25 protein-coding genes are annotated in these 25805 nt (G+C 65.4%); 12 read left to right on the forward strand and 13 right to left on the reverse strand.

What is annotated here, in order from left to right:
• The first annotated feature begins 46 nt into the window (after positions 1-46).
• From U4960_RS06850 to rimK, 4 genes are read left to right on the forward strand one after another with little or no spacing between them, the layout of a single operon-like run.
• Positions 47-1894 carry a M2 family metallopeptidase gene (locus tag U4960_RS06850; RefSeq protein ID WP_324262821.1) on the forward strand — a complete coding sequence of 616 codons (1848 nt, stop codon included), beginning with the start codon at positions 47-49 and terminating at the stop codon, positions 1892-1894.
• Positions 1888-2931: a Vgb family protein gene (locus U4960_RS06855; RefSeq protein WP_324262822.1), complete on the forward strand. Its 1044-nt coding sequence runs from the start codon at positions 1888-1890 to the stop codon at positions 2929-2931. The genes U4960_RS06850 and U4960_RS06855 overlap by 7 nt, the downstream gene beginning before the upstream one ends.
• Positions 2918-3376 (forward strand): ATP-dependent zinc protease family protein, encoded by a 459-nt coding sequence (locus U4960_RS06860; protein ID WP_324262823.1) that lies wholly within the window; start codon positions 2918-2920, stop codon positions 3374-3376. Before U4960_RS06855 ends, U4960_RS06860 begins: the two co-directional genes overlap by 14 nt.
• Complete coding sequence (gene rimK, locus U4960_RS06865) at positions 3373-4278, forward strand: 30S ribosomal protein S6--L-glutamate ligase (RefSeq protein WP_324262824.1); 906 nt, start codon at positions 3373-3375, stop codon at positions 4276-4278. Before U4960_RS06860 ends, rimK begins: the two co-directional genes overlap by 4 nt.
• Before the next feature lie 6 nt (positions 4279-4284).
• Here the strand turns inward: rimK and U4960_RS06870 are convergent, their stop codons facing one another.
• The 5 genes from U4960_RS06870 to rpsF all read right to left on the reverse strand — a co-directional run bounded on the left by U4960_RS06870 (position 4285) and on the right by rpsF (position 7834).
• Positions 4285-5043 carry an SDR family NAD(P)-dependent oxidoreductase gene (locus U4960_RS06870; RefSeq protein ID WP_324262825.1) on the reverse strand — a complete coding sequence of 253 codons (759 nt, stop codon included), beginning with the start codon at positions 5041-5043 and terminating at the stop codon, positions 4285-4287.
• Between the two features lie 27 nt (positions 5044-5070).
• Entirely contained in the window at positions 5071-6510 is a 1440-nt protein-coding gene (locus U4960_RS06875) for an AMP nucleosidase (protein ID WP_324262826.1), read from the reverse strand.
• Between the two features lie 111 nt (positions 6511-6621).
• Positions 6622-7233: a 50S ribosomal protein L9 gene (rplI, locus tag U4960_RS06880; RefSeq protein ID WP_324262827.1), complete on the reverse strand. Its 612-nt coding sequence runs from the start codon at positions 7231-7233 to the stop codon at positions 6622-6624.
• 14 nt (positions 7234-7247) lie between these two features.
• Positions 7248-7472, reverse strand: coding sequence for a 30S ribosomal protein S18 (gene rpsR, locus U4960_RS06885; RefSeq protein WP_324262828.1), 225 nt, complete (start codon positions 7470-7472; stop codon positions 7248-7250).
• Positions 7472-7834: a 30S ribosomal protein S6 gene (gene rpsF / locus U4960_RS06890; RefSeq protein WP_324262829.1), complete on the reverse strand. Its 363-nt coding sequence runs from the start codon at positions 7832-7834 to the stop codon at positions 7472-7474. Before rpsF ends, rpsR begins: the two co-directional genes overlap by 1 nt.
• A 231-nt stretch (positions 7835-8065) precedes the next feature.
• On the opposite strand from rpsF, the gene U4960_RS06895 reads away from it, so the two are divergent.
• Entirely contained in the window at positions 8066-9028 is a 963-nt protein-coding gene (locus U4960_RS06895; RefSeq protein ID WP_324262830.1) for a DUF808 domain-containing protein, read from the forward strand.
• 5 nt (positions 9029-9033) lie between these two features.
• Positions 9034-9690: a glutathione S-transferase family protein gene (locus U4960_RS06900; RefSeq protein WP_324262831.1), complete on the forward strand. Its 657-nt coding sequence runs from the start codon at positions 9034-9036 to the stop codon at positions 9688-9690.
• A gap of 58 nt (positions 9691-9748) precedes the next feature.
• Here U4960_RS06900 and U4960_RS06905 read toward each other — a convergent pair whose 3' ends face one another.
• From U4960_RS06905 to U4960_RS06915, 3 genes are all read right to left on the reverse strand, one after another.
• Entirely contained in the window at positions 9749-11272 is a 1524-nt protein-coding gene (locus U4960_RS06905) for a class I adenylate-forming enzyme family protein (protein ID WP_324262832.1), read from the reverse strand.
• A gap of 71 nt (positions 11273-11343) precedes the next feature.
• Positions 11344-11622, reverse strand: a complete 279-nt coding sequence (locus U4960_RS06910; protein WP_324262833.1) for a hypothetical protein — start codon at positions 11620-11622, stop codon at positions 11344-11346.
• Positions 11619-13046, reverse strand: a complete 1428-nt coding sequence (locus U4960_RS06915) for a glutamate ligase domain-containing protein (protein WP_324262834.1) — start codon at positions 13044-13046, stop codon at positions 11619-11621. The genes U4960_RS06910 and U4960_RS06915 overlap by 4 nt, the downstream gene beginning before the upstream one ends.
• A 53-nt stretch (positions 13047-13099) precedes the next feature.
• On the opposite strand from U4960_RS06915, the gene U4960_RS06920 reads away from it, so the two are divergent.
• The 5 genes from U4960_RS06920 to U4960_RS06940 all read left to right on the forward strand — a co-directional run bounded on the left by U4960_RS06920 (position 13100) and on the right by U4960_RS06940 (position 18078).
• A complete protein-coding gene (locus tag U4960_RS06920; protein WP_324262835.1) occupies positions 13100-13924 on the forward strand; it encodes an LD-carboxypeptidase in 825 nt (274 codons plus the stop codon).
• A gap of 25 nt (positions 13925-13949) precedes the next feature.
• Positions 13950-14888 (forward strand): ACP S-malonyltransferase, encoded by a 939-nt coding sequence (gene fabD / locus U4960_RS06925; protein WP_324262836.1) that lies wholly within the window; start codon positions 13950-13952, stop codon positions 14886-14888.
• Positions 14888-15640, forward strand: coding sequence for a 3-oxoacyl-ACP reductase FabG (gene fabG, locus U4960_RS06930; RefSeq protein ID WP_324262837.1), 753 nt, complete (start codon positions 14888-14890; stop codon positions 15638-15640). The genes fabD and fabG overlap by 1 nt, the downstream gene beginning before the upstream one ends.
• A gap of 165 nt (positions 15641-15805) precedes the next feature.
• The gene (dnaN, locus tag U4960_RS06935; RefSeq protein ID WP_324262838.1) at positions 15806-16933 is read left to right on the forward strand and encodes a DNA polymerase III subunit beta; all 1128 of its coding nucleotides are present in this window, start codon (positions 15806-15808) and stop codon (positions 16931-16933) included.
• A 56-nt stretch (positions 16934-16989) separates the two neighbouring features.
• Entirely contained in the window at positions 16990-18078 is a 1089-nt protein-coding gene (locus U4960_RS06940; RefSeq protein WP_324262839.1) for a DUF2855 family protein, read from the forward strand.
• A 21-nt stretch (positions 18079-18099) separates the two neighbouring features.
• On the opposite strand, the gene U4960_RS06945 is transcribed toward U4960_RS06940, so the two are convergent.
• Together U4960_RS06945 and U4960_RS06950 are read right to left on the reverse strand one after the other, a co-directional pair.
• Positions 18100-19110, reverse strand: coding sequence for a zinc-dependent alcohol dehydrogenase family protein (locus U4960_RS06945; RefSeq protein WP_324262840.1), 1011 nt, complete (start codon positions 19108-19110; stop codon positions 18100-18102).
• Positions 19107-20861 carry an N-acyl-D-amino-acid deacylase family protein gene (locus U4960_RS06950; protein ID WP_324262841.1) on the reverse strand — a complete coding sequence of 585 codons (1755 nt, stop codon included), beginning with the start codon at positions 20859-20861 and terminating at the stop codon, positions 19107-19109. The genes U4960_RS06945 and U4960_RS06950 overlap by 4 nt, the downstream gene beginning before the upstream one ends.
• A 68-nt stretch (positions 20862-20929) precedes the next feature.
• Here U4960_RS06950 and U4960_RS06955 point away from each other — a divergent pair, with 68 nt between their 5' ends.
• Positions 20930-21823: an alpha/beta fold hydrolase gene (locus U4960_RS06955; RefSeq protein ID WP_324262842.1), complete on the forward strand. Its 894-nt coding sequence runs from the start codon at positions 20930-20932 to the stop codon at positions 21821-21823.
• Here U4960_RS06955 and U4960_RS06960 read toward each other — a convergent pair.
• The 3 genes from U4960_RS06960 to U4960_RS06970 are packed head-to-tail and all read right to left on the reverse strand — an operon-like array spanning position 21820 to position 25753.
• Entirely contained in the window at positions 21820-23136 is a 1317-nt protein-coding gene (locus tag U4960_RS06960; RefSeq protein WP_324262843.1) for an FAD-dependent oxidoreductase, read from the reverse strand. The two genes, U4960_RS06955 and U4960_RS06960, sit on opposite strands and share 4 nt — an antisense overlap.
• Before the next feature lie 34 nt (positions 23137-23170).
• Positions 23171-24019, reverse strand: a complete 849-nt coding sequence (locus tag U4960_RS06965) for an alpha/beta fold hydrolase (protein WP_324262844.1) — start codon at positions 24017-24019, stop codon at positions 23171-23173.
• A 39-nt stretch (positions 24020-24058) separates the two neighbouring features.
• Complete coding sequence (locus U4960_RS06970) at positions 24059-25753, reverse strand: PHA/PHB synthase family protein (RefSeq protein WP_324262845.1); 1695 nt, start codon at positions 25751-25753, stop codon at positions 24059-24061.
• Positions 25754-25805 lie beyond the last annotated feature (52 nt).

Consider the following 25805-nt stretch of genomic DNA (forward strand, 5'->3'; position numbering starts at 1 on the left):
TCAGACCGGTTTCATTCGAGACCAACCGATACCAGAGGACTGACCGATGAAACTTGCCACCGTCGCGCTGGCTGCGCTTGCCGCCTCGCTCGCCGCACCTGTCTGGGCTGACAACCACGCCGCCCCGGCCGAGGTCACAGCACCCGCCCACCCGATGACGCCCGCAGGTGCTGCTGCCTGGGTGGCTGAAGTGGAGCAGGAACTGTTCGACTATTCGCTCGAAGCGAGCCGGGTCTACTGGGTCAATGCCACCTACATCACCGAGGATACCGACGCCCTGGCCGCCGCCATCGGAGCCAAGGGCACGGAGATGAGCGTCCGCTATGCGCTTGAGGCGGCCAAGTATGCGACCGTTCCCGACCTCGATCCGGAGGTTGCACGCAAGCTCACCATCCTGCGCACCGGGATCGTGCTGCCTGCGCCCACCACCGAGGGCGCGGCGACCGAGCTGAACGACATCGCGACCCGGCTCAACAGCCAGTACGGCAAGGGCAAGGGCACGCTCAACGGCCAGCCGATTTCGGGTTCCGACATCGAGGCAGAGATGGGCAACCTTGAACGCACTCCGGCCGAACTGGCTGAAATGTGGGCCAGCTGGCACACCAATGTCGGCGCGCCGATGAAGGACGATTACGCCCGCATGGTCGCCATCGCCAATGAAGGCGCGAAGGAACTGGGCTTCAGCGATACCGGCGCGATGTGGCGCTCCAACTATGACATGAGCCCGGAAGAGTTCGCGGCGACGACCGAGCGGCTGTGGCAGGAAGTGAAGCCGCTCTATGACAGCCTCCACACCTATGTCCGCTGGAAGCTGAACGAGAAGCATGGCGACGCGATCCAGCCGAAGACTGGTCCGATCCGCGCCGATCTTCTCGGCAATATGTGGGCGCAGGAATGGGGCAATATCTACCCGCTGGTGGCTCCGGCTGGCGCGGGCGATATCGGTTATGACCTGACCGAGCTCATTGCCGCCAAGGGCCTGACGGAAATCGACATGGTCAAGGCGGGCGAGCAGTTCTTCAGTTCGCTCGGTTTCGCACCTTTGCCGGAAACGTTCTGGACCCGTTCGATGTTCGTCAAGCCAGCCGACCGGGAAGTGGTCTGCCACGCCAGTGCGTGGGATATCGACAACAAGGACGATATCCGCATCAAGATGTGCATCAAGCGCAACGGCGACGATTTCGTGGTGATCCACCACGAGCTCGGCCACAATTATTACCAGCGTGCCTACAAGGATCAGAGCTACCTGCACCTGAACGGCGCCAATGACGGATTCCATGAAGCGATCGGCGATATGGTCGCGCTCTCGATCACGCCGGAATACCTCGTCCAGATCGGGATGCTCGAACGCAGTCAGGTGCCCAGTGCGGACAAGGACATCGGCCTGCTGCTGCGCCAGGCGATGGACAAGGTTGCCTTCCTGCCGTTCGGCCTGCTGGTTGACCGGTGGCGCTGGGGCGTGTTCGACGGTTCGATCGCCCCGCAGGACTACAACACCGCCTGGACCGGTCTGCGCACGCAGTACCAGGGCATCGTTCCGCCGGTCGAGCGCCCGGCCGATGCCTTTGATGCGGGCGCGAAGTACCACATCCCCGGCAACACGCCTTACACCCGCTATTTCCTTGCCCGCGTATTGCAGTTCCAGTTCTATCAGGCAGCGTGCGACGCCGCCGGGTGGAAGGGGCCGCTCCACCGCTGCTCGTTCTATGGCAACAAGGAGGTGGGCGGGAAACTCAACGCCATGCTGGAAATGGGCGCGAGCAAGCCCTGGCCGGATGCGCTGGAAGCCTTTGCCGGTACCCGCGAGATGAGCGGTAAGGCGATGGCGGAATACTTCGCCCCGCTCAAGAAGTGGCTCGACGAGCAGAACAAGGGCAAGCCCCGGGGATGGTGAGCCCGCTTCGCCCGGCTTCTCTGGCGCTCACGGCCTCGCTGGCCTTGCTGGCGGGCTGCATGACCGCGCCCGAGCAATCGACCGGCGTTGCCGGGGCGGACGGGGCGGCGGTGTTCGTCGCCAACAAGCGCGGCAACACACTGACCCGGATTGCGCTGTCCACCGGCTACAAGACGGCCGAGGTACCAAGCTGCACCAACCCGCACGAGCTGGCGACGTCTCCGGACGGGCGGCACGTGGCACTGGCCTGCTATGGCGGAACAACTGTCGCCCTGTTTGACACCGTCACGCTCGCCACTGTCACCGCCATCGATCTGGGTGACAAGGCGCGGCCGCACGGAATCGAATGGCACGCCAACGGTTCGATCTATGTCACGGCAGAAGGGCGTCAGTCGATCTTCCGGATTGTCGATCCGCTGGGCGCGAAGCCTGACCTGCTGGAGTTTTCGACCGGCCAGCCGGGCAGCCATATGCTGACCGTCAGCCCCGACGGCCGCCACGCCTGGACCACGGACCTTGGCGCAGGCACGGTGACTCTGGTCGATCTCGTCACCCGCCGGGCGCCGCGCTCGGTCAAGGTCGGGCTGGAGCCGGAAGGGATCGATCTGTCCCCCGATGGCAAGGCGCTGTGGGTGTCGGCCCGCCGTTCGGACAAGGCAATCGAGCTCGATCCGATGACGCTGGCGGTGCGGCGCGAAGTGCCGACCGGCCGCTTCCCGCTGCGGCTGGCGATCAGGCCGCAGGGCGACGTTGCCGTCACCTCCGACCTTGCCGATGGCTCTCTGTCGATCGTCAGTCTCGATCGGGCGGAAACTATTCGCACGATCGCCGTTTCCTCTCCCGATGAGGCCGAGCAGCGCCAGCAAGTCACGATCCTGTGGTCCGGCGACGGGCGGCGTATCTATGTGGCCGAAACCGGCACCGATACGGTGGCTGAGGTGGACTATGCCAGCGGCAAGGTCCTGCGGCGGCTGGCAGCGGGTGAGGGTGGCGACGGCCTTGCAATCCTGCCACAGGCATCCGGTGGCAATCGGTGACAAGCAGCTTGTGGGGTGGCGCGAACGGGTCGGCTTGCCGGACCTGTTCGATGGCCTGATCCCGGCGAAGATCGACACCGGGGCGAAGACATCCTCGCTCCATGCCACGGGAATAGAACGCTATCTGGCCGGGCGGCGCAAGATGGTCCGCTTTCTGCTCGATGTCGGTGGCGGTGCCAGCGAACCGGTCGTTTGCGAGTTGCCCCACGCCGATCATCGCATTATTACCAGCTCCAACGGCCAGTCGGAAGAACGCCTGATTATCAAGACCCGCATTGCCATCGGGTCGCACGTGTTCCGTGCCGAGTTCAGCCTCACCGACCGGTCTGACATGAAATTTCCCATTTTGGTGGGCAGGACGGCGTTGCGGCGGGGCTTTCTCGTCGATTCGTCCCGTTCTTACCTGCAGTCGGGCGACGCTGAGCGCCGAAGGATTCTGCGATGAAGATCGCCATGCTTGCCCGTAATGCCGACCTCTATTCGCACAAGCGCCTGGTCGAGGCGGCCGATGCACGCGGCCATTCGCTGCAGGTGCTCAACACCCTGCGCTGCACCGTCAACATCGCCAGCCATCGCCCCACGGTGCGCTACAATGGCGAGCCGGTGAACGGGTTCGACGCGGTCATCCCCCGCATCGGGGCATCGATCACGCACTATGGCCTGGCCGTGCTGCGCCAGTTCGAGATGGCCGGGGTCTGGTCGCTCAACGAAAGCGTGGCGATCGGCCGCAGCCGCGACAAGCTGCGCGCGCTCCAGCTGCTGTCCAAGGCCGGGCTGGGCCTGCCGCTGACCGCCTTCGCCCACGATCCGCGCCAGACCGACGAGGTGATCAAGGCGGTCAACGGCCCGCCGGTGGTGATCAAGCTGCTTGAGGGCACGCAGGGGATCGGCGTGGTCCTGGCCGAGACGATGAGCAGCGCCAAGTCCGTGATCGAGGCGTTTCGCGGCGCCAACGTCAACATCCTGGTGCAGGAGTTCATCAAGGAAGCCGGGGGGATGGACATCCGCGCCTTCGTGATCGGGGGCAAAGTGGTCGCCGCGATCAAGCGCACCGGCGCGCCGGACGAATTCCGCTCCAACCTCCACCGCGGCGGCAGCGCCGAAGTGATCCGCATCACACCCGAGGAACGCTCCACTGCCGTCCGCGCTGCCAAGCGCATGGGGCTGAACGTTTGCGGCGTCGACATGCTGCGGAGCAATCACGGCCCGGTGATCATGGAAGTCAATTCCTCCCCCGGCCTCGAAGGGATCGAGAAGGCCACGGGCAAGGACGTGGCCGGGATGATCATCGACTTCATTGCCTGCAACGCGCAGGCCGGAAAGACGAAGACCAAGGGCAAGGGGTGAGCCCGGTCAGGCGTTTCGCGCCATCAGCCCGCCGTCGACCGGGATCACTGCACCGGTGATATAGCTAGCGGCGGGGAGCACCAGCGACAGGGTTATGTGGGCCACTTCCTCCGGCTCGCCGTAGCGGCGCAGCGCGGTGCGGCGTTTGGCGAAGATGGTCTTGTGCTCGTCCGGCACCTTGTCGGTCATCGCCGTGCGGATCGGGCCGGGGCAGATGCAGTTGACGGTGATGCCCTCGGGGCCAAGGTCGACCGCAAGCCCGCGGGTGAGGCCGGTCACGCCGGTCTTGGCCGCGACATAGGGCGTGTCGCCGGGTGTGGCACCCAGCCCTTCGGTGCTGGCGATGTTGACGATCCTCGGCGCATCGCTCTGCCGCAGCCACGGCAGCGCGGCGCGGACCATGCGCTGGTGCGCGGTCAGCATCACCGCCACCGCGCGGTGCCACACATCCTCGTAGGCTTCGTCGTCGAGCCCGCAGAAGCTGGAGACGCCCGCGTTGTTGACGAGGATGTCGATCCGGCCGAAGTCGGCAGCGATCTGTGCCACCACCCGTGCGATCATGTCTTTGTCCGCCACGTCGAGCGCGTAGGCGCGGGCGTTCGCGCCGCACTCCGCCGCAACCGCTTCGCACGCGGCAAGGTCGAGGTCGGTCACCGCGACCTGTGCTCCTTCTGACGCAAACAATTTTGCGGTTGCGCGGCCCATTCCGCTGGCGGCCCCGGTGACAATCGCGATGCGGCCCGCGATGGAGCGACTCTGGTTCATGGCTGATCCCCCTTCAGGGATCGCTTATCACCGGAACGGTGGCTCGTTGAAAGCGCGCAGTTTGCGGCTGTGCAGGCGGGCGCCTTCCTCGCGCAGCAGGCGGCAGGCGGTGACGCCGATCCGCAAGTGCGCGGCGATGGCTTCCTCGTAGAACTTGTTGGCCTGCCCCGGGAGCTTGATCTCGCCGTGGAGCGGCTTGTCGCTGACGCACAGCAGGGTGCCGTAGGGAACGCGGAAGCGATAGCCCTGCGCGGCGATGGTGGCGCTTTCCATGTCGATCCCGACCGCGCGGCTCAGGCTGAGGCGGCGGGCGGACTGGGTGTAGCGCAGTTCCCAGTTGCGATCATCGGTGGTGACGACCGTGCCGGTCCGCATCCGCTTTTTCAGGTCACTGCCATGCTCGCCCGAAACTTCCTCGGCCGCTTGGGCCAGCGCCTGCTGCACTTCGGCAATGGCGGGAAGGGGGATCTCCGGCGGCAGGACCGGGTCGAGGACGTGGTCGTCGCGCAGGTAGGCGTGGGCCAGCACATAGTCGCCGATCTTCTGCGTCGGACGCAGGCCTCCGCAGTGGCCGATCATCAGCCACGCCTCCGGCCGCAGCACCGCCAGGTGGTCACAGATGGTCTTGGCGTTGGAGGGGCCCACTCCGATGTTGACCAGCGTGATCCCGCCGCGCCCTTCGCCCACCAGATGGTAGGCGGGCATCTGGTGGCGCCGCCAAGCGGTGTCGGACAGCTGCTCGCGCGCGTTTTCGAGCGGCTCGGTCAGATACAGCCCCCCGGCCCCGGCCAGGGCGGTGCAGCCGTTCTTTCCCAGCTGCGATCCGGCCCAGTCCACGAATTCATCGACATAGCGGTGATAGTTGGTGAACAGGATGAAGCGCTGGAAGTCTTCCGGGCGGGTGCCGGTATAATGCGCCAGGCGGGCAAGGCTGAAATCGGTCCGCAGCCCGTCAAACAGGGATAGCGGGATCGAGTCGCCCGGATCGTCGAGCTCGATGCCGTCGGCCAGTTCGTCACCGATGTCCGCCAGCTCGGTGGCAGGGAAGTGGCGGGCGATCTCGTTCGGGCTGATCCCGGCCAATTCCGCTCCGGCTTCGCCATCGAGAACGTAAGGGAAGGGAATCTCCTGCCGCGAGACGCGCACGGCGATCTCCACCTCGTAATCGCTGCAGATCAGATACAGCTGCTCTCGCAGGTAATCGGCGAACAGAGCCGGGCGGGTCACCGTTGTGGCATAGACGCCGGGAGCATTGAGCCTGCCGAAGGCGCGGCTGCGGTCGTCAGGCTGCGCGCCACCGGCGAAGGTCAGAACCAGTTCGGGGTAGGCATAGCTGCCGTCATGGCGCCGCTCGGGCGGGGGCAGGGTGCCGTCACGCCCGAAGGCGATCACATCATTGCGCAGGCGTTCGACGGAAGCGGCGTGCAGCGCCTGCAGCTGCCTGATTGCGTTCTCTACGGTTTCCATCGCAAGCAACTAGCGCGGTATTGCGACAAATCAAGCGCCCACGAAAAAGGGCGCGACCGGCTGGCCGCGCCCTTTTCGTGTTCTGACCAGGGCAGTGATGCCCCGGAACAATCAGTCTTCGTCGCCTGCGCGCTCTTCCATCAGCTCGGCCGGGATTTCGCCCGGTTCGAGGCTGGTGTCGATGCGGGTCGCTTCGGCCTGCTCTTCAATGTCGCGCTGTTCGTCAGCGAACATCTGGGCCAGCACGTCAACGCCCTGGCTCTGCAGTTCGGCTTCGTCGTCCGAGCGGGCGACATTGGCCTTGACCAGCACGTGGACTTCCGGGTGCAGGGCCACGGTCACATCATGCATGCCGATGTTCTTGATCGGCTGGCCGAGGATGACCTGACGCTTGTCGACAGTATGACCCTGGGCAGCGAGGCCGGCCACGATGTCGCGCACGCTGACCGAGCCGTAGAGCTGGCCGGCGTTGGAGGCGGCGCGGATCAGCACCACTTCGGCCCCGGCAACCTTGTCGCCCTGGGCTTCGGCTTCGACGCGCTTGTCGGCGTTTTCCTTTTCCAGCCGCTCGCGGTTGGCTTCGAACACCTTCTTGTTGGCGGCGTTGGCGCGCAGCGCCTTCTTCTGCGGCAGCAGGAAGTTGCGGGCGTAGCCGTCCTTCACGGTGACCACGTCACCGATGCTGCCGAGCTTCTCGATCCGTTCGAGGAGGATGATATCCATGGGTTCTGCTCCCCTTACTTCACGAGGTACGGAAGCAGCCCGATCTGGCGGGCACGCTTGATCGCCTGGGCGAGTTCGCGTTGCTTCTTGGCGCTGACGGCGGTGATGCGGCTAGGCACGATCTTGCCACGTTCGGACATGAAGCCCTGCAGCAGGCGCACGTCCTTGTAGTCGATCTTGGGCGCATCCTTGGCCTGGAACGGGCAGGACTTGCGGCGGCGGAAAAACGGGCGGGCCATCAGAACTCTCCTCCGCGGTCACGGCGCTTCTTGTCACGATCCTGCTTGCGCATCATGACCGACGGGCCTTCTTCATGCTCGTCGACGCGGACAGTGATGTAGCGGATCACGTCTTCGTTGATGCGCGTCTGGCGCTCAAGCTCGGCGACCACGGAACCCGGGCCTTCGATGTTGAGCAGCACGAAATGCGCCTTGCGGTTGCGATCGATCTTGTAGGCGAGGGACTTGAGGCCCCAGGTCTCGGTCTTGGTGACCTTGCCGTTGTTCGATTCGATGATTTCGGTGGCCTGAGCCGCCAGCGCATCGACCTGAGCCTGGCTCAGATCCTGACGCGCGAGAAAAACATGCTCGTACAGAGCCATGCGTCCCGTTCCTTTCACTACCTGCCGATCGCTGGCATGCCCCGCGCGGATCGCGGGGAGCCCCTCCGGCTTTCTTCGAAATTTCGCTGCCTGAGGCATGGCCAAGGGCAGGGAAGCGGCGCGCATACAGGATTTTGCCCCGATTGCAAGGCGAACGGGGCTTGCGGGAACCGCAGAACGCCTTACGCGTCGCGGTGCTACTGGAACAACCACCTCGGGAACCCCCTTTCGATGCCAACCGGCCTGGTCGCCCTGCTCGACGACATATCCGTTATTGCCCGCGCTGCGGCCGCCTCGATTGACGATGTCAGCATCGCCGCCGGCAAGGCCGGGACCAAGGCCGCCGGGGTGGTAATCGATGACGCTGCGGTCACGCCGTCCTATGTCACGGGTCTTTCTCCGTCCCGCGAACTGCCGATCATCTGGCAGATCGCCAAGGGGAGCTTCAAGAACAAGCTGATAATCCTGCTCCCCGCGGCCCTGCTGCTGAGCGAGTTCCTGCCCTGGATGATCATCCCGATCCTGATGCTGGGCGGCGCCTACCTGTGTTATGAAGGCGCGGAAAAGGTGATCGAGAAGCTTGGCGGTGCCAAGCACGGCAAGACGCTGGAGGATGTGATCGAGGACCCGGTCGCGTTCGAGAAGCAGCGCATCGGCGGGGCGATCCGCACCGACCTGATCCTGTCCGCCGAAATCATGGCCATCGCCCTGTCGGAAGTGGCCGACGAGACGCTGGTCACGCGCGGGGCGGTGCTGGCGGTGGTCGGCATTGCCATCACCGTGGTGGTCTATGGCGCGGTGGCGCTGATCGTGAAGATGGACGATGTCGGGCTGCACCTGACCCGGCGCGGGGATGGCGGCTCGCAGGCCATCGGGCGCGGGCTGCTCTATGCCATGCCGAAAGTGCTCACCATCCTGTCGGTGGTCGGCACGGTGGCCATGCTGTGGGTCGGGGGCGGCATCATCCTGCACGGCCTGCACGAACTGGGCATCCACGGCCCGTCCGACATCGCCCACGGCATCGAACAGACGGTTGCGGCTGCCACCGGCGGGCTGGGCGGGGTGCTGGGCTGGCTGACCTACGCGGTTCTCTCCGGCCTGGTGGGGCTGGGGCTGGGCGCCCTGATTGTTTTCGTAATCCACAAGGTGCTGAAGATCGGCCACGGCGAAGGCGAAGCCGAAGGAGCGCACTGAGCCCCATGCACGACCAGCCGGATAAGCCCGTTCTCCACACCTGCGCCCGTTCGCGCGGGCTTCGCGCCACCTGGGCCGCCGAGGAAGCGGGCGTCGATATCGACCTGCGCATTCTGCCGTTCCCGCCGCGCTACCTCGCGCCCGAGTACATGGCGCTCAACCCGCTCGGCACCGTGCCGCTGCTGGTGGACGGCGAGACCCGGCTGACCGAGAGCTGCGCCATTGCCCACTACCTCGCCACCCGCGATGGCTACACTGCACTGGCGGTGGCGCCGGGCGAGCGCGACTACGGCGAATACTGCGACTATACCTACCACGCCGACGCCACGATCACCTTCCCGCAGACCGTCTACATGCGCTTCTGCCTGTTCGAGAAAGACAAGGGCTTGCAGGAGGCAGGCCACGCCTACGCCAAATGGTTCCACAAGCGGCTGGTGAAGGTCGAGCAGCGGCTTGTGGGCCAGGAGTTCCTGTGCGCCGACCGGTTCACGGTGGCGGACATCTGTGTCGGCTACGCGCTTATCCTGGCCGAGAGCGTGGGGCTGGACGATGGCGTGCCCGACAGACTCAAGGCCTACCGCGCGCGGCTGACCCAGCGACCGGCATTCCAGCGAGCGGTTGCGCGCGAGGAGGCGGGGATGGCGGCTTTGGCTCCGCAATGACGCCCTTGGAACTCGGGGGTTGGCCGATCCCGCTCCCCTTCTATCAAGGGAAGGGGCATTACGCCGCCTGATCCGGCGTCACTGGCCGCGCCGACAGTTCCCGCCGCTGCAGCTTGCCGATCGGATCGCGCGGCAGTGTGTCGACGAATTCGATGTAGCGCGGGCGTTTGTACCCCGCGATCCGGCCCTTGAAGCGGGCGGTGATTTCCTCGCGGGTCAGCGCCATTCCCGGTTTCAGCACCACGAAAGCCTTGACCGCTTCACCCCACTGCCTGTCGGGAACGCCGCAGCAGCCGGCGTCTGCCACCTCGGGCATCTCGGCGAACACCGCATCGACCTCCGCCGGATAGACGTTCTCGCCGCCGGTCTTGATCAGCTCCTTGGCCCGCCCGAGCAGGTAGCCCAATCCGCGTTCGTCCATCGTGCCAAGATCGCCGGTGCGCAGCCAGCCATGGCCGAGCGCCGCCTCGGTCGCTTCCGGATTGCGCCAGTAGCCGAGCATGACCGCCGGGCTGCGCAGGGCGATCTCGCCTTCCTCGCCCGGTTGCAGGCGGTTTCCTTCGGGATCGAGGATGCACATTTCGATATGCGCCATCGGCCAGCCGATCGAGCGCGGGTGATCGAGCATCTCGGGGTAGTCGATCGCGGTGGCAAAGCCGCAGATCTCGGTCTGGCCGTAGCCGCCGACCACCCGAGCATCCCAGTCGCGCTCGATAAAGTCGTAAATCGACGGGCGCATTCCCGCACCGCCGGTGTAGTCGACCAGCGGCATCACGCCGCCCCGCACTGGCTCCATCGCCTGCCACGCGAAGCAGATCGTGGGAAAGGCGCTGGTGGTGGTGCAGGCCTCGCGGTGGAGCAGGTCCAGGATCGCGGCGCTGTCATCGTCGCGCCCGGCGAATACCATGGCGCCGCCGCACGCCAGCATGGCGGCAACCTGCTGCATTCCGACCACATGGAACAGCGGGTTAACCGAGAGCAGGCGGGTGTCCTTGCCCCAACTCCTTCGCAAGGCCATCGCGATGGCGGCCGTGGCAACCGCGGTGCCCGATTGCAGGCAGCCCTTGGGCTTGCCGGTCGTGCCGCTGGTGTACATCATGTAGAGCGGGCGGTCCGGGTCGAGGGCGGGCATGGGTCGGGCGGGCTGCTCGGCCGAGACGATCGCTTCGAAAGCGCCCTGCGGGTCATGCCCCTCATCGACGATGATCAGCGCGCCGGTTTCGCTTTCCGCCAGCAGCGGCGCGAAACGCGGGTTGGCGAAAGTCATCGCGACCTCGGCATTGCCCATGATCCAGCCGATCTCGCCCGGCGCGAGCCGCCAGTTGAGCAGAACCGCAATTGCCCCGATCCGGCCGCAGGCGAGCAGCGTGGTGACGAACGGCGCGCCGTCGGTCAGCAGCAGGGCCACCCGGTCACCCGGGCCGATCCCGCGAGCCAGCAGCCATTGCGCCATCCGCCCGGTCCGCTGGTCCAGCTCTGTCCAGGTGAGACGTTGATGCCCGTCAATGCTGGCCTCGCGCGCCGCATAGATCGCGGCATTCGCTTTCAGCAGGGTGTCGAGCGAAAAATCGCGGGCGGGCATCGGCATCCTCCTTGATCAGGCGGGATAGGATGGGCCGGGCGGGGCCGCCATTGCCATTTTTCGCGGGGGCCTCAGCCCGCTTCGGTCTTCAGGTCCAGCCCGCACTGGCTGCAGGTCCGGTTGGGCCAGGGCAGGGCGATCCGCCGCCTTACGAACAAATTGCTGCCGCAGCGCGGGCAAGCGAAGCGCGCAAGGCGGCGGTTTGCTGCGAACAGCACCAGGGCGGTTATCGCGAAGGGCAGGATGCTGTGGCCGAAACTGCGTTCGAAGAAGATCGTCGCGATCACCCCGAAGGCGGTGATTCCAAGCAGTAGCCGCACATGGGCCATGGCGGCGCGGTAAACCGTCACGGCAGGCGGTGGAGAATGTCGCGAGCGAAGGTCGTGAGCGTATCGTCACGTGCGCCCATCACCACGATCCGGTCACCCGGGCGGGCCAGTTCGGCGATCCGCGTGCCGCAGTCCGCCCGGTCGGGGATATGTTCGGCCCTGCCGCCCGCGGCCGTGATCAGACCGGTAATCCGCCCGGTCCCCTCGCTGCGGTCCACCGTTCCGCCGAAATAGACCGGATCGCACATCACGGTCACGTCGTCGGCACTGAGTTCGCGGGCGAAGGTTTCCGCCAGCTCCGCGCCCATCTGGCGCAAGGGGCCGTAGCCATGGGGCTGGAAAAAGGCGATCACCCGGCCCGGATGCGCCTTCAGCGTGCGCAAGGTGGCGGCGCACTTTTCCGGGTTGTGGCCGAAATCGTCGATCACGGTCACACCGGAAGGGCTGGTGCCGACAATGTCGAACCGGCGGGCCAGCCCGGCGAACGATGCCAGTGCTTCCACCGCTAGTGCAACCGGCACCCCGGCGCAGGCTGCCCCGGCAATCGCCGCGAGCGCATTGGCGAGGTTGTGGCGGCCGGGCATGGCCAGCACCAGCGGGTGCTCGCTGCCGTCGTGCCGGTCCATCACGGTAGCCGCCTGGCGCACCGGGCTTTCCGCCATGCTGCCCGGCTTGATCCCGATCTGCGCTTTTTCCTGATCAATCCCGAAGGTGATGACCTGCTGCGCACGGGGGAGCAGGGCGAGCGCCTCCGCATCATCCGCATTGATCGCCGCGATCCGGCTGCGGGCGAGGTAATCGCCGAACAGCACGCGCAGTTCGTCCATGCTTTTGTGATCGAGACTGACGTTGAGCAGCACGCCCACGGCCGGGCGGTAGAGCGCGATCGAACCATCGCTCTCGTCCACTTCGCTGACATAGATGCTGCGCGAGCCGACCACGGCGCTGGCAATCGGGCGTTCGGGCGTGACGAAGTTCTTCATCACTGCGCCGTTCATGATCGTCGGCTCCCGGCCGGCGACCCGCATGATCCAGCCCAGCATCCCGGTGACGGTCGATTTGCCGCTGGTCCCGGCAATGGCGATTCCGGCCCCGCTGGTGTTGAAAAGGATCGAATTGAGCTCCGCCCGGGTCAGGCGCAGGCAGCCCAGCTCCTTCGCCCGGACCATTTCCGGCACAGTGTCTTCGACCGCAGCCGAGGCGACCAGCACCTGGTCTTTCGACACGATCCCGCTGCCATCCTGCGGGAACAGCGCGAAGCCCTGCGCCTCGAGCGCGGCGAATTTCTCCGGCGTGCGGCCCTGGTCGCGACTGCGGTCGGAGCCTGCCACGGATGCCCCACGCCCCTGCACGATCTGGGCGAGCGGGAGCATCCCGGAACCGCCGATGCCGCAGAAAAAGAACGGGCGGGTGAAAAGTTCGTCAGGAGTGGGGAAATCGCTCATTGCACCATCGCTATGCAGTTGTGCGCGGCAACACAAGCGGGCTAGCTGGCCGGATGAAGCGAATTGCCATCTGCGCTCCGGGCAAGCGGATCGAGCGGGAGCACGCGGACGCCGTGCTCGATCTGGCGCAGTCTATTGGCGGGCTCGAGCTGCGGTTTCATCCCCAGTGTTTCGCCCGCCACGGCCATTTCGCCGGGGATGATGCCACGCGGCTGAAGGCGCTGGTGGAGTGCGCCAACGATCCATCTGCCGACGCGCTGTGGTTTGCGGCGGGCGGCTATGGCTCCAACCGGGTTGCGGCAGATGCAGTGGTGGCACTGGGGCCGGCTGCACAGCACAAGACCTATCTGGGTTTCTCCGACACCGGCTACCTGCTGGCTGCGCTTTTTCGCCATGGCATCGGCAGGCCGGCCCACGGCCCGATGGCATCCTGCATCGCGCGGGAGGGGGGCGAGGCAGCGGTGCGCCGCGCGCTGGGGTTTCTGGGCGGAAGTACCGACGGGCTTGAGGGGGGTATCGATGACCGGCCCGCCGCCGCCTTCAACCTGATGACGCTGGCCATGCTCTGCGGCACCGACCTGATGCCCGACCTGACCGGCCACGTGGTCATGGTGGAGGAGGTCTCGGAGCATCTCTACGCGGTTGACCGGCTGTTTTTCCATGTGACCCAGCACCTTGGCAATGTTGCCGGGATCAGGCTCGGACGGATCAGCGACGTGCCGGAGAACGACCGGCCGTTCGGCGCGAGCGAGGAGGATATCGCCCGCCACTGGTGCGCCCGCACCGGCATCCCCTATCTCGGTTTTGCCGATATCGGCCATGATGCCGGCAACAAGATCGTGCCGTTCGGGCTTGCGGCAGAGGCTCTGCGCGCATAGTCCGCCGCGACGGAGGAGTTACCTGATGAGAGCATTCGTTTTCCCGGGGCAGGGCAGTCAGAAGGTCGGCATGGGGGCAGAACTGGCCGCCGCCAGCGCTGCTGCGCGTGAAGTGTTCGAGGAAGTCGACGAGGCGCTGTCGCAGCCCTTGTCGGGCATCATGCGCGACGGTCCGGAATCAGCCCTGACGCTGACCGAGAACGCCCAGCCCGCCATCATGGCCAATGCGATTGCCACGCTGCGGGTGCTGGAGCGCGAGTTTGGCGTGTCGCTGGCCGACAAGGGTGATTGCGTCGCCGGGCACAGCTTGGGCGAGTACACCTCCCTGTGCGCGATCGGGGCGTTCTCGCTGGCCGATACGGCCCTACTGCTCAAGTTGCGCGGGCAGGCGATGCAGGCGGCGGTGCCGGTCGGGCAGGGGGCGATGTGCGCGCTGCTCGGGGCCGATCTCGACGCGGCGCAGAAGCTGGCCGAAGCCGCGGCCGAGGGGCAGGTGTGCGAGGTGGCGAATGACAATGACCCGACCCAGGTCGTGCTCTCCGGCCATGCCGCTGCGATCGAGCGGGCCGTGGCCATGGTCAAGGACTTCGGCATCAAGCGCGGCGTGCCGCTGCCGGTCTCGGCGCCGTTCCATTGCTCCCTGATGCAGCCGGCGGCGGATGCGATGGCGGCGGCTTTGGCCGAGACTCCTCCGGGCAGCTTCGCCCTGCCGCTCTATGCCAATGTCACTGCCGCTGCCGTGACCGACCCGCGCGAGGAACAACGCCTGCTGGTCGAACAGGTGACCGGCCGGGTGCGCTGGCGCGAATCCGTTCTGGCCATGCGGGCAGCAGGTGTTGAGCAGTTCGTCGAACTGGGGGGCAAGGTCCTCGGCCCGATGATCGGCCGGATCGACAAGGAAGCCGAAGCGATCAGCGTGGTGACCATGGCCGATCTCGAAGCGTTGGCGAAGGAAATCGGATAATGTTCTCACTCGAAGGAAAAACCGCCCTTGTGACCGGTGCCAGCGGGGGCATCGGTTCCGCCATTGCCATCACGCTTGCAAAGCAAGGTGCGCGACTGGCGCTCAGCGGCTCCAACGGGGCCAAGGTGCGCGCCTTTCGCGAACAGCTCAACGATGAGATCGGCGGCGACCATGTGGAAATCACCTGCGACCTGTCGAATGCCACGCAGGTGGAGGAGCTGATCCCGGCGACGCTGGATACTTTCGGCAAGCTCGATATCCTGGTCAACAACGCGGGGATCACGCGTGACAACCTCGCCATGCGGATGAAGGACGAGGAATGGGATCAGGTGATCCGCATCAACCTTGAGGCCGCATTCCGCCTCATGCGTGCGGCAACCAAGCCGATGATGAAGGCGCGGCATGGCCGGATCGTCACCATTACCAGCGTGGTCGGGGCGACCGGCAATCCGGGGCAGGTCAACTATGCCGCAGCCAAGGGCGGCCTCACCGCGATGAGCAAGGCGCTGGCGCAGGAAGTCGCCAGCCGCGGCATCACCGTCAACTGTGTTGCCCCTGGCTTCATTCGAACCGCGATGACCGAGGTGCTGCCGGATGCCCAGAAAGAGGCGCTCAACGCGCGTATTCCGATGGGCCGGATGGGCGAGGGCAGCGATATCGGCGCGGCGGTGGCCTATCTCGCCAGCAACGAGGCGGGCTATATCACCGGCCAGACGCTGCATGTGAACGGCGGGATGGCCATGCTTGGCTGATTGCCGGCAGCCTGACTGATTTTGCGGCGCTTATCCCCAAGGAATCGGTCTGGCCTGCCCTCCGCGCTTGCCCCGTGGAACGCCCTTGTTAAGGTCGTGGAACACTTACCGGCGCTCGCGGGCGATTCCGGCCGCTGGCTGTAACAGGGACATGAGTAGGGACCGATGAAGGCCACAATCGAACGCGCAACACTGCTCCGGTGCCTCAGCCACGTCCAGTCGGTCGTGGAGCGGCGCAACACGATCCCGATTCTCTCCAATGTGCTGATCGAGGCGAGCGCCGGCGGGGCGGTCAAGGTCATGGCGACCGATCTCGATCTCCAGGTGATCGAGACGATGAACGCGGCTTCGGTCGATGCCGCCGGTGCCATCACTGTGTCGGCCCATCTCCTGTTCGACATTGCCCGCAAGCTGCCCGAAGGCAGCCAGGTCAGCCTGGAGACGGCGGACAACCGGATGGCGGTCAAGGCCGGGCGCAGCCGATTCAGCCTGCCGACCCTGCCGCGCGATGACTTCCCGGTCATTGTCGAGGGCGACCTGCCGACCAGCTTCGAAATGCCGGCACGCACGCTGGCCGAACTGATCGACCGCACCCGCTTTGCGATCAGCACCGAGGAAACGCGCTATTACCTCAACGGTATCTTCCTGCATGTCTCGGACGAGGATCGCCCGGTGCTGAAGGCCGCCGCGACTGACGGGCACCGGCTGGCGCGTTATACCATTGACCGGCCCGAAGGCGCCGAGGGAATGCCGGACGTGATCGTGCCCCGCAAGGCGGTGGCCGAACTGCGCAAGCTGCTCGAAGAATCGCTCGACGGCAGCGTCCAGATCGATCTGTCCGCCAGCAAGGTCCGTTTCACGTTGGGCGGCGAAGGCGGCCTGGTGCTGACCAGCAAGCTGATCGACGGCACGTTCCCCGATTACAGCCGGGTTATCCCGACCGGTAACGACAAGCTGCTCAAGATCGACCCCAAGAGCTTCTACGAAGGCGTGGACCGCGTCGCGACCATCGCCACCGAGAAGACCCGCGCGGTCAAGATGGGGCTGGAGCGGGACAAGGTCACGCTGTCAGTCACCTCGCCCGACAATGGCACAGCGGCGGAAGAAGTTTCGGCCGAGTACACCTCCGAAGCGTTCGAGATCGGCTTCAATGCGAACTACCTGAAGGACATTCTCAACCAGATCGACAGCGATACGGTCGAACTGCACCTGGCCGATGCCGGGGCGCCGACCCTGATCCGCAAGGATGACAAGTCGCCTGCGCTCTATGTCCTGATGCCGATGCGGGTTTAACCCTCGCCACGCCCGGTCCGGTTGGCTAACGTCCCCTGCAAAAGAGGGGATAGCCGATGCCTAGCCAGGTCCATGTAACGAAGTCGCAGATCGCTGAAACCGCGATGGTCGAGACGGATGAAGCCCCGCTCGCTGACGGGGCGGTGCGGCTCGCGGTCGAGAGTTTCTCGGTCACCGCCAACAACGTCACATATGCCGCGATTGGCGACATGTTCGGCTACTGGAACTTCTTTCCCCCGAAGGGGCCCGCCACCGAGGGCAAGGGCATCGTCCCGATGTGGGGCCATGCGCGCGTGATCGACAGCCGGCACCCCGATATCCATGTCGGTGAGCGGGTCTATGGCTACCTGCCCATGGCGACCCGGCTCGACGTGCTACCGGGCAAGGTAACCGCGCATGGCTTTGCTGACCTGGCGCCGCACCGCCAGCCGATGAGCCCGATCTACAACCAGTACAGCCGCCTCGCCGCAGACCCCGAACACGATCCCGCGCACGAGGGGGAGCGGATGATCTTCGGTCCGCTGTTCAAGACCGGATTCCTGATCGAGAGTTTCATGCGCCGGGAGAACTGGTTCGGGGCCGACGTGCTGCTGATGACCAGCGCCAGCTCCAAGACGGCAATGGGCCTTGCCAGCGTGGCCAAACACCGCTCGCCCCATGTCCGCCGGATCGGGCTGACTTCGGCCGGCAATGTCGCCTTTGTCGAGCAGACCGGGCTCTATGACCAGGTGGTTGCCTATGATGCCATTGGCACGCTCCCGATCGGCCCGGCGGTGGTGGTGGATTTCGCCGGCAATGCGGCGGTCCTTGGGGCAGTGCACCGCCACTATGGCGGTGCGCTGGGTTATTCCTGCATGGTCGGCGCAACCCATATCGATGCACGCGGGCAGGGCGGCGCAGCGGACCTGCCGGGACCGGCGCCGACCCTGTTCTTCGCCCCCGACCATGCCGTGGCAGCGGTCAAGGAACTGGGGCCGGAGCGGTTCGGCCAGGCCGTGGCCGAAAGCTGGCACGCCTTCCTTGACGATCTGGGCCACACCGTGCGGATCGAACGGCACCAGGGCCTTGCCGCCGCGCGGGACCACTTCGCCGCGATGGTACGCGGCGAAGTGGACCCTGCGGCCGGGATCGTGATCGAGCCCTAGGGCAGGTCTTGGGCCTTGGCCCTAGATATCGACCACGATCTTGCCGAAGTGGCGGTTGGCCTCCTGGTGGCGGAAGGCATCGGCGAGGTTCTCCAGCGGGAAATGGTCCGAGATGACCGGGCGGATCCCGTTCGCCTCGATGCCCCTGATCATGTCGAGCTGCTGTGCCCGGCTGCCTACAGTGAGGCCCTGCACCCGCAGGTTCTTCGCCATCAGCAGCGCCGTCTGCACCGGGCCGGCAAAGCCCGTCAGCACGCCGATCAGCGCCACATGGCCGCCCACCCGGGTCGCCAGCATGGACTGGTCGAGCGTGCCCGCTCCGCCGACCTCGATGACGCAGTCGACACCCCGGCCAGCGGTCAGTTCCAGCACCTTCATCCCCCAGGCGGGTACCTCCTTGTAGTTGATCAGGTGGTCGGCGCCGAGTTCGCGCATGCGCGCCAGCTTTTCATCCGCAGAACTGGTCGCAATCACGGTGGCCCCGGCAGCCTTGGCCATCTGAAGTGCGAAGACCGACACCCCGCCGGTACCCTGCACCAGAATGGTGTCACCCGGCTTGATCGCATTGTCGACGAACATCGCGCGCCACGCGGTCAGCCCGGCACAGGTGAGGGTGGCCGCCTCGGCATGGCTGTAGCCTGTGGGCGACCGGGTGAACCACGTCGTCGGCGCAGTGACCGCCTGCCGGGCATAGCCGTCGATCCCGTCGCCCGGAACGCGAGTGAAGGCGCTTTGCGGCGGGGTGCCGTCGAGCCAGTCAGGGAAGAAGGTTGAAACCACCGCATCCCCCACCTTGAACTCGCTCACCCCCTCGCCGACTGCCGTCACCTCGCCCGCCCCGTCCGACATCGGGATGCGGCCCTGCGCTGAAGGGATCATGCCCTTCACCACGGCATAGTCATGGTAATTCAGCGAGCTGGCCTTGATCGCTACCGTAATCTCTCCCGGGCCGGGGCCGGGGGCATCCGCCACATCGACATATTCGAGCGCTTCGAGGGTGGAGGGCGCAGCGCCGGTGCGGATCGCCTTCATTCGGCTGCCTCCAGCATCTCGACCCGCTGCGGGCCGCGGATCAGGCCGCCCGGCGTGGCACCGGTCCATTCGCCATTGCGGAAGGTGACCGTGCCGTTCTTGATCGTGGCGACATAGCCTTCCGCCTTCTGCAACAGGCGCCGCCCGCCGGCCGGCAGGTCGAACGCCAGCCACGGTTTGCCCAGCTTGAGCGCATTGAGATCGATCAGGTTGAGATCGGCCAGATAGCCGGGAGCGATCACCCCGCGGTCCTCCAGCCCATACAGGCGGGCCGTATCCTGGCACTGGCGCTTGATTGCGTTTTCCAGCGTGATCCGGTCACCCCGCTTGCGGTCTCGCACCCAGTGCTGGAGCATGAACGTGGGGCTGGCCGCGTCGCAGATGGTGCCGCAGTGCGCCCCGCCATCGCTCAGCGAATTGACCGTGTCGTCTGAGTGCTGGAGCGGCACCAGGAAATCCAGGTTGCGGTCGGCGTAGTTGAGGATCGGCAGGTAGATGAAGCCGGTGCCCTCGTCGCGGCACAGCAGGTCATAGGCATATTCCTGCGGATCGACCCCGGCGGCCGTGGCACGGGCCTGGACAGTCTCGTCGTCGGCCGGTTCGTAATCGAAGCCCGGATCCATCTCGTACTGCATCAGCCAGCCTTGCGTGATCACCATGACCACGGTGAGAATATCTTCCGGGGCGCCGGTATAGTCGTTGGCTTCTGCCAGCAACTGCGCCTTGAAGGCCGGATCGAACAGCTTCGCCTTCTGCTCGGCCCAGGACAGGTCCTTGATCGCCTGCCAGCTGGGCCGGTAGACGAACGGATGGACCGTCCCCTGCCACGCCATCACGATCCCGTTGCCGCGCAGCGCAACCTGGGCAACGATGTTGGCCCCGTTGTCATTTTCCGCCCGCATGGTGGCGATCTGTTCTTCCAGCGGCAGGTCCTTGGCGATTGACTGGAGCGCCGCGAAGGTGACCGGTAGGCCGGTCTCGCGGCTCAGCGCGCCCATCCATTCAAACTCGTTCCACTCGCGCTTGAGGTCGCTGGCCATTTCGAACACGCCGTGCCCGGCGCGGCCCATGGCGCGGCCGATTGCCACCAGTTCCTCGGCGGTCGCGGTGGTGCCGGGCACCAGCACGCCATTGATGTCCTTGTGCAGAACCGTACGCGAGGTCGAGAACCCGAGCGCACCAGCGCGAACGCCTTCCTCCACGATCTTTGACATCTGGGCGATGTCATCCTCGGTCGGTACGGCGCCGGGCTCTTCCCGGTCGCCCAGCACATAGGCCCGCACCGCGCCGTGCGGCACATGGGTGCCGACATCGACCGTGCGCGGCAGCGCCTCAAGCGCGTCGAGGTATTCGGGGAAAGTCTCCCAGTTCCAGGTGATCCCTTCGGCCAGGGCGGTGCCGGGAATGTCCTCCACCCCTTCCATCAGCTGGATCAGCCATTCGTGCCGGTCAGGCCGGGCCGGGGCAAACCCGACGCCGCAATTGCCCATCACCACGGTGGTGACCCCGTGCCAGCTCGAAGGGGCCATTTCCTGGTCCCAGGTTGCCTGCCCGTCATAATGGGTGTGGATGTCGACAAAGCCGGGGGTGACGATCAGACCGGCGGCGTCGATTTCCTCGTCTGCATCGCCGTGGACCGTGCCGACCTGGGCAATCAGCCCGCCCTTCACCGCCACGTCCCCGATGAAGCCGGGCTGGCCGGTGCCGTCGACAATGGTTCCGCCGCGAATAATCAGGTCATATGCCGCCATGGCTCTCTCTCCCATTTTGATTTGAAACTGGCATAGCACGCCCGCCGCCGCAATGGTAAGCTGGCAGGATGGACAGGCAGGCAAGCTGGAACCCCGCGCCAGACAGCGGGATTGCGATCCGCTGGGTCGAGGCAAACGGGCTGACGTTCGAGGTCGCCGAGGCGGGTGAGGGCAGGCGGCTCGCGCTGTGCCTGCACGGCTTTCCCGAGCTTCACTACAGCTGGCGGCACCAGATGCCGGTGCTGGCGGCACAGGGCTACCGCGTCTGGGCGCCCAACATGCGCGGTTATGGGGGAACCGACCGGCCCGAGGGGAAGCAGGCCTACCGGCTCGATAATCTCGCGGCCGATGTCGCCGCGCTGATCGATGCGAGCGGGGCGGAGGAAGTGACCCTGATCGCGCATGACTGGGGTGCGATCGTCGCCTGGTATTTCGCCATCCGGAAAGTGCGCCCGCTCAAGGCTCTGGTCATTCTCAATGTCCCCCATCCGCTCTGCGGCCGACGGGAGATGAAGCACTGGCGGCAATTGAAGAAGAGCTGGTATATCTTCTTCTTCCAGATCCCCGGCCTGCCCGAACGGATGCTGGGGCGCGGCGGAGCGGCGCCGATTGCGCGGATATTCCGGGATTCGGCGGTCAACAAGGCCCGGTTTGCACAGCCGGAGGTTGAGCCCTATCGCGCGGCGGCGGCACGGCCCGGCGCATTGACTGCGATGCTCAACTATTACCGCGCCTTGCTGCAGGTGCCGGATATTCGCGCCATCGGCGATGGCCGGGTGGACGTGCCGACGCTGGTCCTGTGGGGGGAGCAGGACGTCGCCATCAGCATCGAGGTGCTGGACGGAACGGAGCAGTATGTGCCGGACCTGACGGTGCAACGCTTCCCGCACGCATCGCACTGGGTTCAGCAGGATATTCCTGAAGAGATCAACGCTGCGCTGGTTGAGTGGCTGGGGGGCTAGCCCCTCGCGCGGATCATCGCTTCGACATCGACGAACTTCTCGCGCGGGGCACCCTCGCGGGCGGCCGCTTCCTCCGCCTGCTCGATCTTCTTCCAGTCCCGGAAGGTAACCACGTCAAGCCCGCGCGCTTCGGCGAGCTGGTCGAAGGCAGCGCGGCCCTGCTTGCCGCCGGTGCCGAGCGCACCGCTGTCGAAATCCTCGGCCACCCGCTCGATCACGCCGTAACCATCGGGTCGGTTGGTGCCGATCGTGCCGCTCGGCCCGCGCCGCGCCCAGCCGACGCAGTAGAGCCCGGGCAGGATGCGCCCCTCGTCATTGGGGAAACGTCCGGCCCGCTCGTCGAACGGGACTTCGGGAATGTGGGCGGAGTGATAACCGATGCAGCTGACCACCAGGTCGGCAGGAACGTGGTAATACTCGCCTGTGCCGCTGGCGCGGCCTGCCTGGACGGTGGTGCGTTCCACTTTCACTCGCTCCACCCGGCCATCGCCTTCGAATTCGACCGGGCTGGCGAAGAAGTCGATGTCGATTTCGACATCCTTTTCGCCGTGGATGCTTTCCGGAATGGCGGCAAAACTGCGCAGGTGGCTGACCGCCTTGCGCAAACCCGGCTCGAGCAGGGCATCATCCGCCTCGTCCGGCAGGTCGGCCTTGTCGACCCGGGGGCTGGCGCGATCGAGGTGCATCAGCTCGCCCAGCTCCTTGGGCGTCATCATGATCTGGTGCGGGCCGCGCCGACCCAGGATAGTGATCTTGCGCAGCTTGCTGGCGCGCAGCAGGTCGAGCGCGTGGGTGACAATGTCCGACCCGGCGAATTCGCTTTCGGTCTTGGACAGGATGCGCGCAACATCGAGCGCGACATTGCCCATCCCGATAACCACCGCATGCCGGCCCGACAGATCGGGATCGAGCCCGGCAAACTGCGGATGGCCATTGTACCAGCCCACGAATGCCGCGCTGCCATGGACATTGGCCAGGTCTTCACCCGGCAGGCCAAGCTTGCGATCATGCGGCGCCCCGGTTGCGATGACGATCGCATCGTACATGGCCTGCAGATCACTGACCGAGACATGCTCGCCTACCTTGACGTTGCCGGCAAACCGGACGTTGTCAGTCAGCGCCACCTGTTCGTACCGACGGGAAACCCCCTTGATCGACTGGTGATCGGGGGCAACGCCCGTCCGGATCAGGCCGTAGGGCACCGGCAACATATCGAAGACGTCGATCCGCACCCCGTTGCCCCATCGCTTCTGTGCGGCTTCGGCGGTGTAATAGCCCGCCGGACCCGAACCGATAATGGCAATGTGGCGCATGGGCGGGGCCTTTCTTCCTGCTCTTTTTTCCGGACTAGGCGGCTTTGGAAATCTCCGCCTCGTCTTCGGTATCGAGGAAGCGCCGGATGGCCGAAATGCTCTGCTCGCGGTGGCTGAGCAGGAACAGGTGTCCGCCGCCTTCCATCACCTCCAGTTCGCTGTTCGGGATCAGCGCGTTGAGGATGCGGCCGTTGGTGAGCGGGACGATCTGGTCGTCATCGCCCATCAGGATCAGGGTATGCTTCTTCATGAACGGCAGGGCCGGGGCGCTGGTCCAGCCGATCATGGCGAGCAGCTGGTAGAAATAGCCGCGCGGGGTGGGCGCTTTCAGCCGCCCGATATGGTCGGACTTGCCGGGCGAACTGCCGAGCGCGCCGCCGTAGAGCGTCTCGAAATGCTTGGCCATGAAGGCCGCATCGACGTAGCGCCGCGGGTCAGCCATCTTCGTCAGCGCCGCCGGGTTGCCGGGGACCATGATCATGCCCGCGCTGGTGGCCGCCAGGACCAGCCGCCGCGTGCGCTTGGGGTGCTGCAGGGCAAAGTGCTGCGCCATGGCGCCGCCCCAGCTCACGCCCATCACATCGACCTTGTCCAGCCCGAACCGGTCAAGCAGCAGGGTGGTGGTCCAGGCCATGGTCACGGTGTTGTAGGGGATGAGCGGTTCGGGCGATTCCCCGACGCCGGGCATGTCGAACATGATGAAGCCGCGGTCGTCGAGTGCGTCGGCCAGCGGCGCGACCGCTTCGATGTTGGCCCCGATCCCGTTGAAGAACAGGACGGGCAGGTGTTCGCTTTCCATGTCGAGCCGCCAGCGGGCAACACGCAGGGTGCGCCCGCCGACTGTTTCCATCGACACTTCGGCGGTTTCCATGGCGTGGGTCAAATGCAATTCCTTGTGGCGGGCCCGCAGGCCCGGATCTGTCTAGCGTTCCTCGACAACATAGAGGCCCGGTGCCGGTTCCTGTGCCGGGTACTTCTTGTTGCCGACCGCCTTGGGCGCTTTTTTCTGCTTGCCGGAATTCTTCTGAACCCATGCCATCCAGTACGGCCACCAGCTGCCGGCCACTTCCTCGGCACCCTTGATCCACTCGTCAGCGGTTTCGGGAAGCGCGCCGTCGCCCTTCTGGACGTAGTATCTGGCTTTGGGATTGCCCGGCGGATTGAGGATCGCCTGCATATGGCCGGAGTGGGACAGGACGTAGGTCACATCCCCGCCCCCGAACAGGCGGGTGGAGCGATAGGTCGCCTTCCACGGGGTGATGTGATCGGTCACCCCGCCCAGGATGAACAGTGGCGCATCGACCTTTGACAGATCGACCTTGTGGCCGGCCATCTCCACTTCGCCCTTCTTGGTGAAGGCGAGCGTTTCGAACAGGGTGAGGAAATCGCCCATCAGGCTGGCCGAAAGATTGGTCGCATCGGCGTTCCAGAACAGGACGTCGAACGCCGGAGGATCTTCACCCAGCAGGTAATTGTTGATGACGTAGTTCCAGATCAGATCGTTGGGCCGCAGCCAGGCGAACCCGCGGGCCAGGTCATCGCCCTTGATCACACCCTTCTTCGCGGCGCGCTGGCGGGCCAGCTGCATCCCGTTCTCGGTCACCAGAGATCCGGCTTCGATATCGTTCTGCTTGGGGTGGAGCACGCAGACCATCAGGGTGAGTGCGTTGAGCGTTTCCGCCCCGTCGGCAGCCAGTTTGCTGGCGACCACCGCGGCGGTCTGCCCGCCGGAACAACCGGCCGATACATTGATCCGGTCCGACCCGGTAATGGCGCTGACCGCATCCATCGCTTCGCGGCAGGAGCGGACATAGTCGTCCATGCCCCAGTGGCCCTGTTCCCTGGACGGATTGCGCCAGGAAATCACGAAGGTCTGGATGCCATTGTCGACCTGGTACTTCACCACCGACTTTTCCGGAGACAAGTCGTTGATATACATCTTGTTGATCTGGGGCGGGATAGTCAGCTGCGGGATCTCGTAAACCTCGTCCGTAGTGGGCGCGTAATGGATCAGTTCCATCATTTCGGTGCGCAGGACAACCGAGCCTTTCGAGGTGGCAACGTTTTCGCCCAGTTTGAACGGGCGCTTGTCCACCTGGGAGACCATCCCCTTGTTGTAGACCATGTCGTTGTAGGCGTTCTTGAGCCCCTTCACCAGGCTGAGCCCGCCGCTGTCGATCACCCGCTTCTGCGCAGTCGGGTTACCCATCAGGGTGTTGGTGGGCGAAAGGGAATCGATGATGATGGTGCTGATGAAATTGGCGCGGTCACGCTCCAGCTCGTCGAGCTGAAGCTCATCCAGCCAGTTGCGCATCCCTTTCTGCACGGCGAGATAATACTGCGCCCCGGCGCGGAAGAAGGGATTGTACTGCCAGGCCGGATCGCGGAACCGCTTGTCCTTGGGATCGGGGGCCAGATCGGATTTTCCGGTCATGATCCGGATCATGTCCTGCCCGATATCCTGCGCATGCTTCATGGTGCGCTGCGGATCGGAGGCGCTTTCCCGCAGGAGCAAGGCGATGGCCCCGACGAAATCCTCCCTTGCTAGGCCGACCAGTGGCCCCAAGGCCATGGTGGATTGGGCCGCCTCGTTTTCAAGCGTCTTGCCGTTCGCCATGCTTCTCTCCCTGGGTCACGTTCATGCACACCGCACGGCACCTTGGCAAGCA

Source organism: Altererythrobacter sp. H2 (genome assembly GCF_035319885.1).
GTDB lineage: Bacteria > Pseudomonadota > Alphaproteobacteria > Sphingomonadales > Sphingomonadaceae > 34-65-8.

Bases quoted from the DNA above. Each gene is read 5' to 3' on its own strand.
- U4960_RS06850 (WP_324262821.1), top strand. From the start codon at position 47: ATGAAACTTGCCACCGTCGCGCTGGCTGCGCTTGCCGCCTCGCTCGCC.
- U4960_RS06855 (WP_324262822.1), top strand. From the start codon at position 1,888: ATGGTGAGCCCGCTTCGCCCGGCTTCTCTGGCGCTCACGGCCTCGCTG.
- rimK (WP_324262824.1), top strand. From the start codon at position 3,373: ATGAAGATCGCCATGCTTGCCCGTAATGCCGACCTCTATTCGCACAAG.
- U4960_RS06870 (WP_324262825.1), bottom strand. From the start codon at position 5,043: ATGAACCAGAGTCGCTCCATCGCGGGCCGCATCGCGATTGTCACCGGG.
- U4960_RS06875 (WP_324262826.1), bottom strand. From the start codon at position 6,510: ATGGAAACCGTAGAGAACGCAATCAGGCAGCTGCAGGCGCTGCACGCC.
- rplI (WP_324262827.1), bottom strand. From the start codon at position 7,233: ATGGATATCATCCTCCTCGAACGGATCGAGAAGCTCGGCAGCATCGGT.
- rpsR (WP_324262828.1), bottom strand. From the start codon at position 7,472: ATGGCCCGCCCGTTTTTCCGCCGCCGCAAGTCCTGCCCGTTCCAGGCC.
- rpsF (WP_324262829.1), bottom strand. From the start codon at position 7,834: ATGGCTCTGTACGAGCATGTTTTTCTCGCGCGTCAGGATCTGAGCCAG.
- U4960_RS06895 (WP_324262830.1), top strand. From the start codon at position 8,066: ATGCCAACCGGCCTGGTCGCCCTGCTCGACGACATATCCGTTATTGCC.
- U4960_RS06900 (WP_324262831.1), top strand. From the start codon at position 9,034: ATGCACGACCAGCCGGATAAGCCCGTTCTCCACACCTGCGCCCGTTCG.
- U4960_RS06905 (WP_324262832.1), bottom strand. From the start codon at position 11,272: ATGCCCGCCCGCGATTTTTCGCTCGACACCCTGCTGAAAGCGAATGCC.
- U4960_RS06915 (WP_324262834.1), bottom strand. From the start codon at position 13,046: ATGAGCGATTTCCCCACTCCTGACGAACTTTTCACCCGCCCGTTCTTT.
- U4960_RS06920 (WP_324262835.1), top strand. From the start codon at position 13,100: ATGAAGCGAATTGCCATCTGCGCTCCGGGCAAGCGGATCGAGCGGGAG.
- fabD (WP_324262836.1), top strand. From the start codon at position 13,950: ATGAGAGCATTCGTTTTCCCGGGGCAGGGCAGTCAGAAGGTCGGCATG.
- fabG (WP_324262837.1), top strand. From the start codon at position 14,888: ATGTTCTCACTCGAAGGAAAAACCGCCCTTGTGACCGGTGCCAGCGGG.
- dnaN (WP_324262838.1), top strand. From the start codon at position 15,806: ATGAAGGCCACAATCGAACGCGCAACACTGCTCCGGTGCCTCAGCCAC.
- U4960_RS06940 (WP_324262839.1), top strand. From the start codon at position 16,990: ATGCCTAGCCAGGTCCATGTAACGAAGTCGCAGATCGCTGAAACCGCG.
- U4960_RS06945 (WP_324262840.1), bottom strand. From the start codon at position 19,110: ATGAAGGCGATCCGCACCGGCGCTGCGCCCTCCACCCTCGAAGCGCTC.
- U4960_RS06950 (WP_324262841.1), bottom strand. From the start codon at position 20,861: ATGGCGGCATATGACCTGATTATTCGCGGCGGAACCATTGTCGACGGC.
- U4960_RS06955 (WP_324262842.1), top strand. From the start codon at position 20,930: ATGGACAGGCAGGCAAGCTGGAACCCCGCGCCAGACAGCGGGATTGCG.
- U4960_RS06960 (WP_324262843.1), bottom strand. From the start codon at position 23,136: ATGCGCCACATTGCCATTATCGGTTCGGGTCCGGCGGGCTATTACACC.
- U4960_RS06970 (WP_324262845.1), bottom strand. From the start codon at position 25,753: ATGGCGAACGGCAAGACGCTTGAAAACGAGGCGGCCCAATCCACCATG.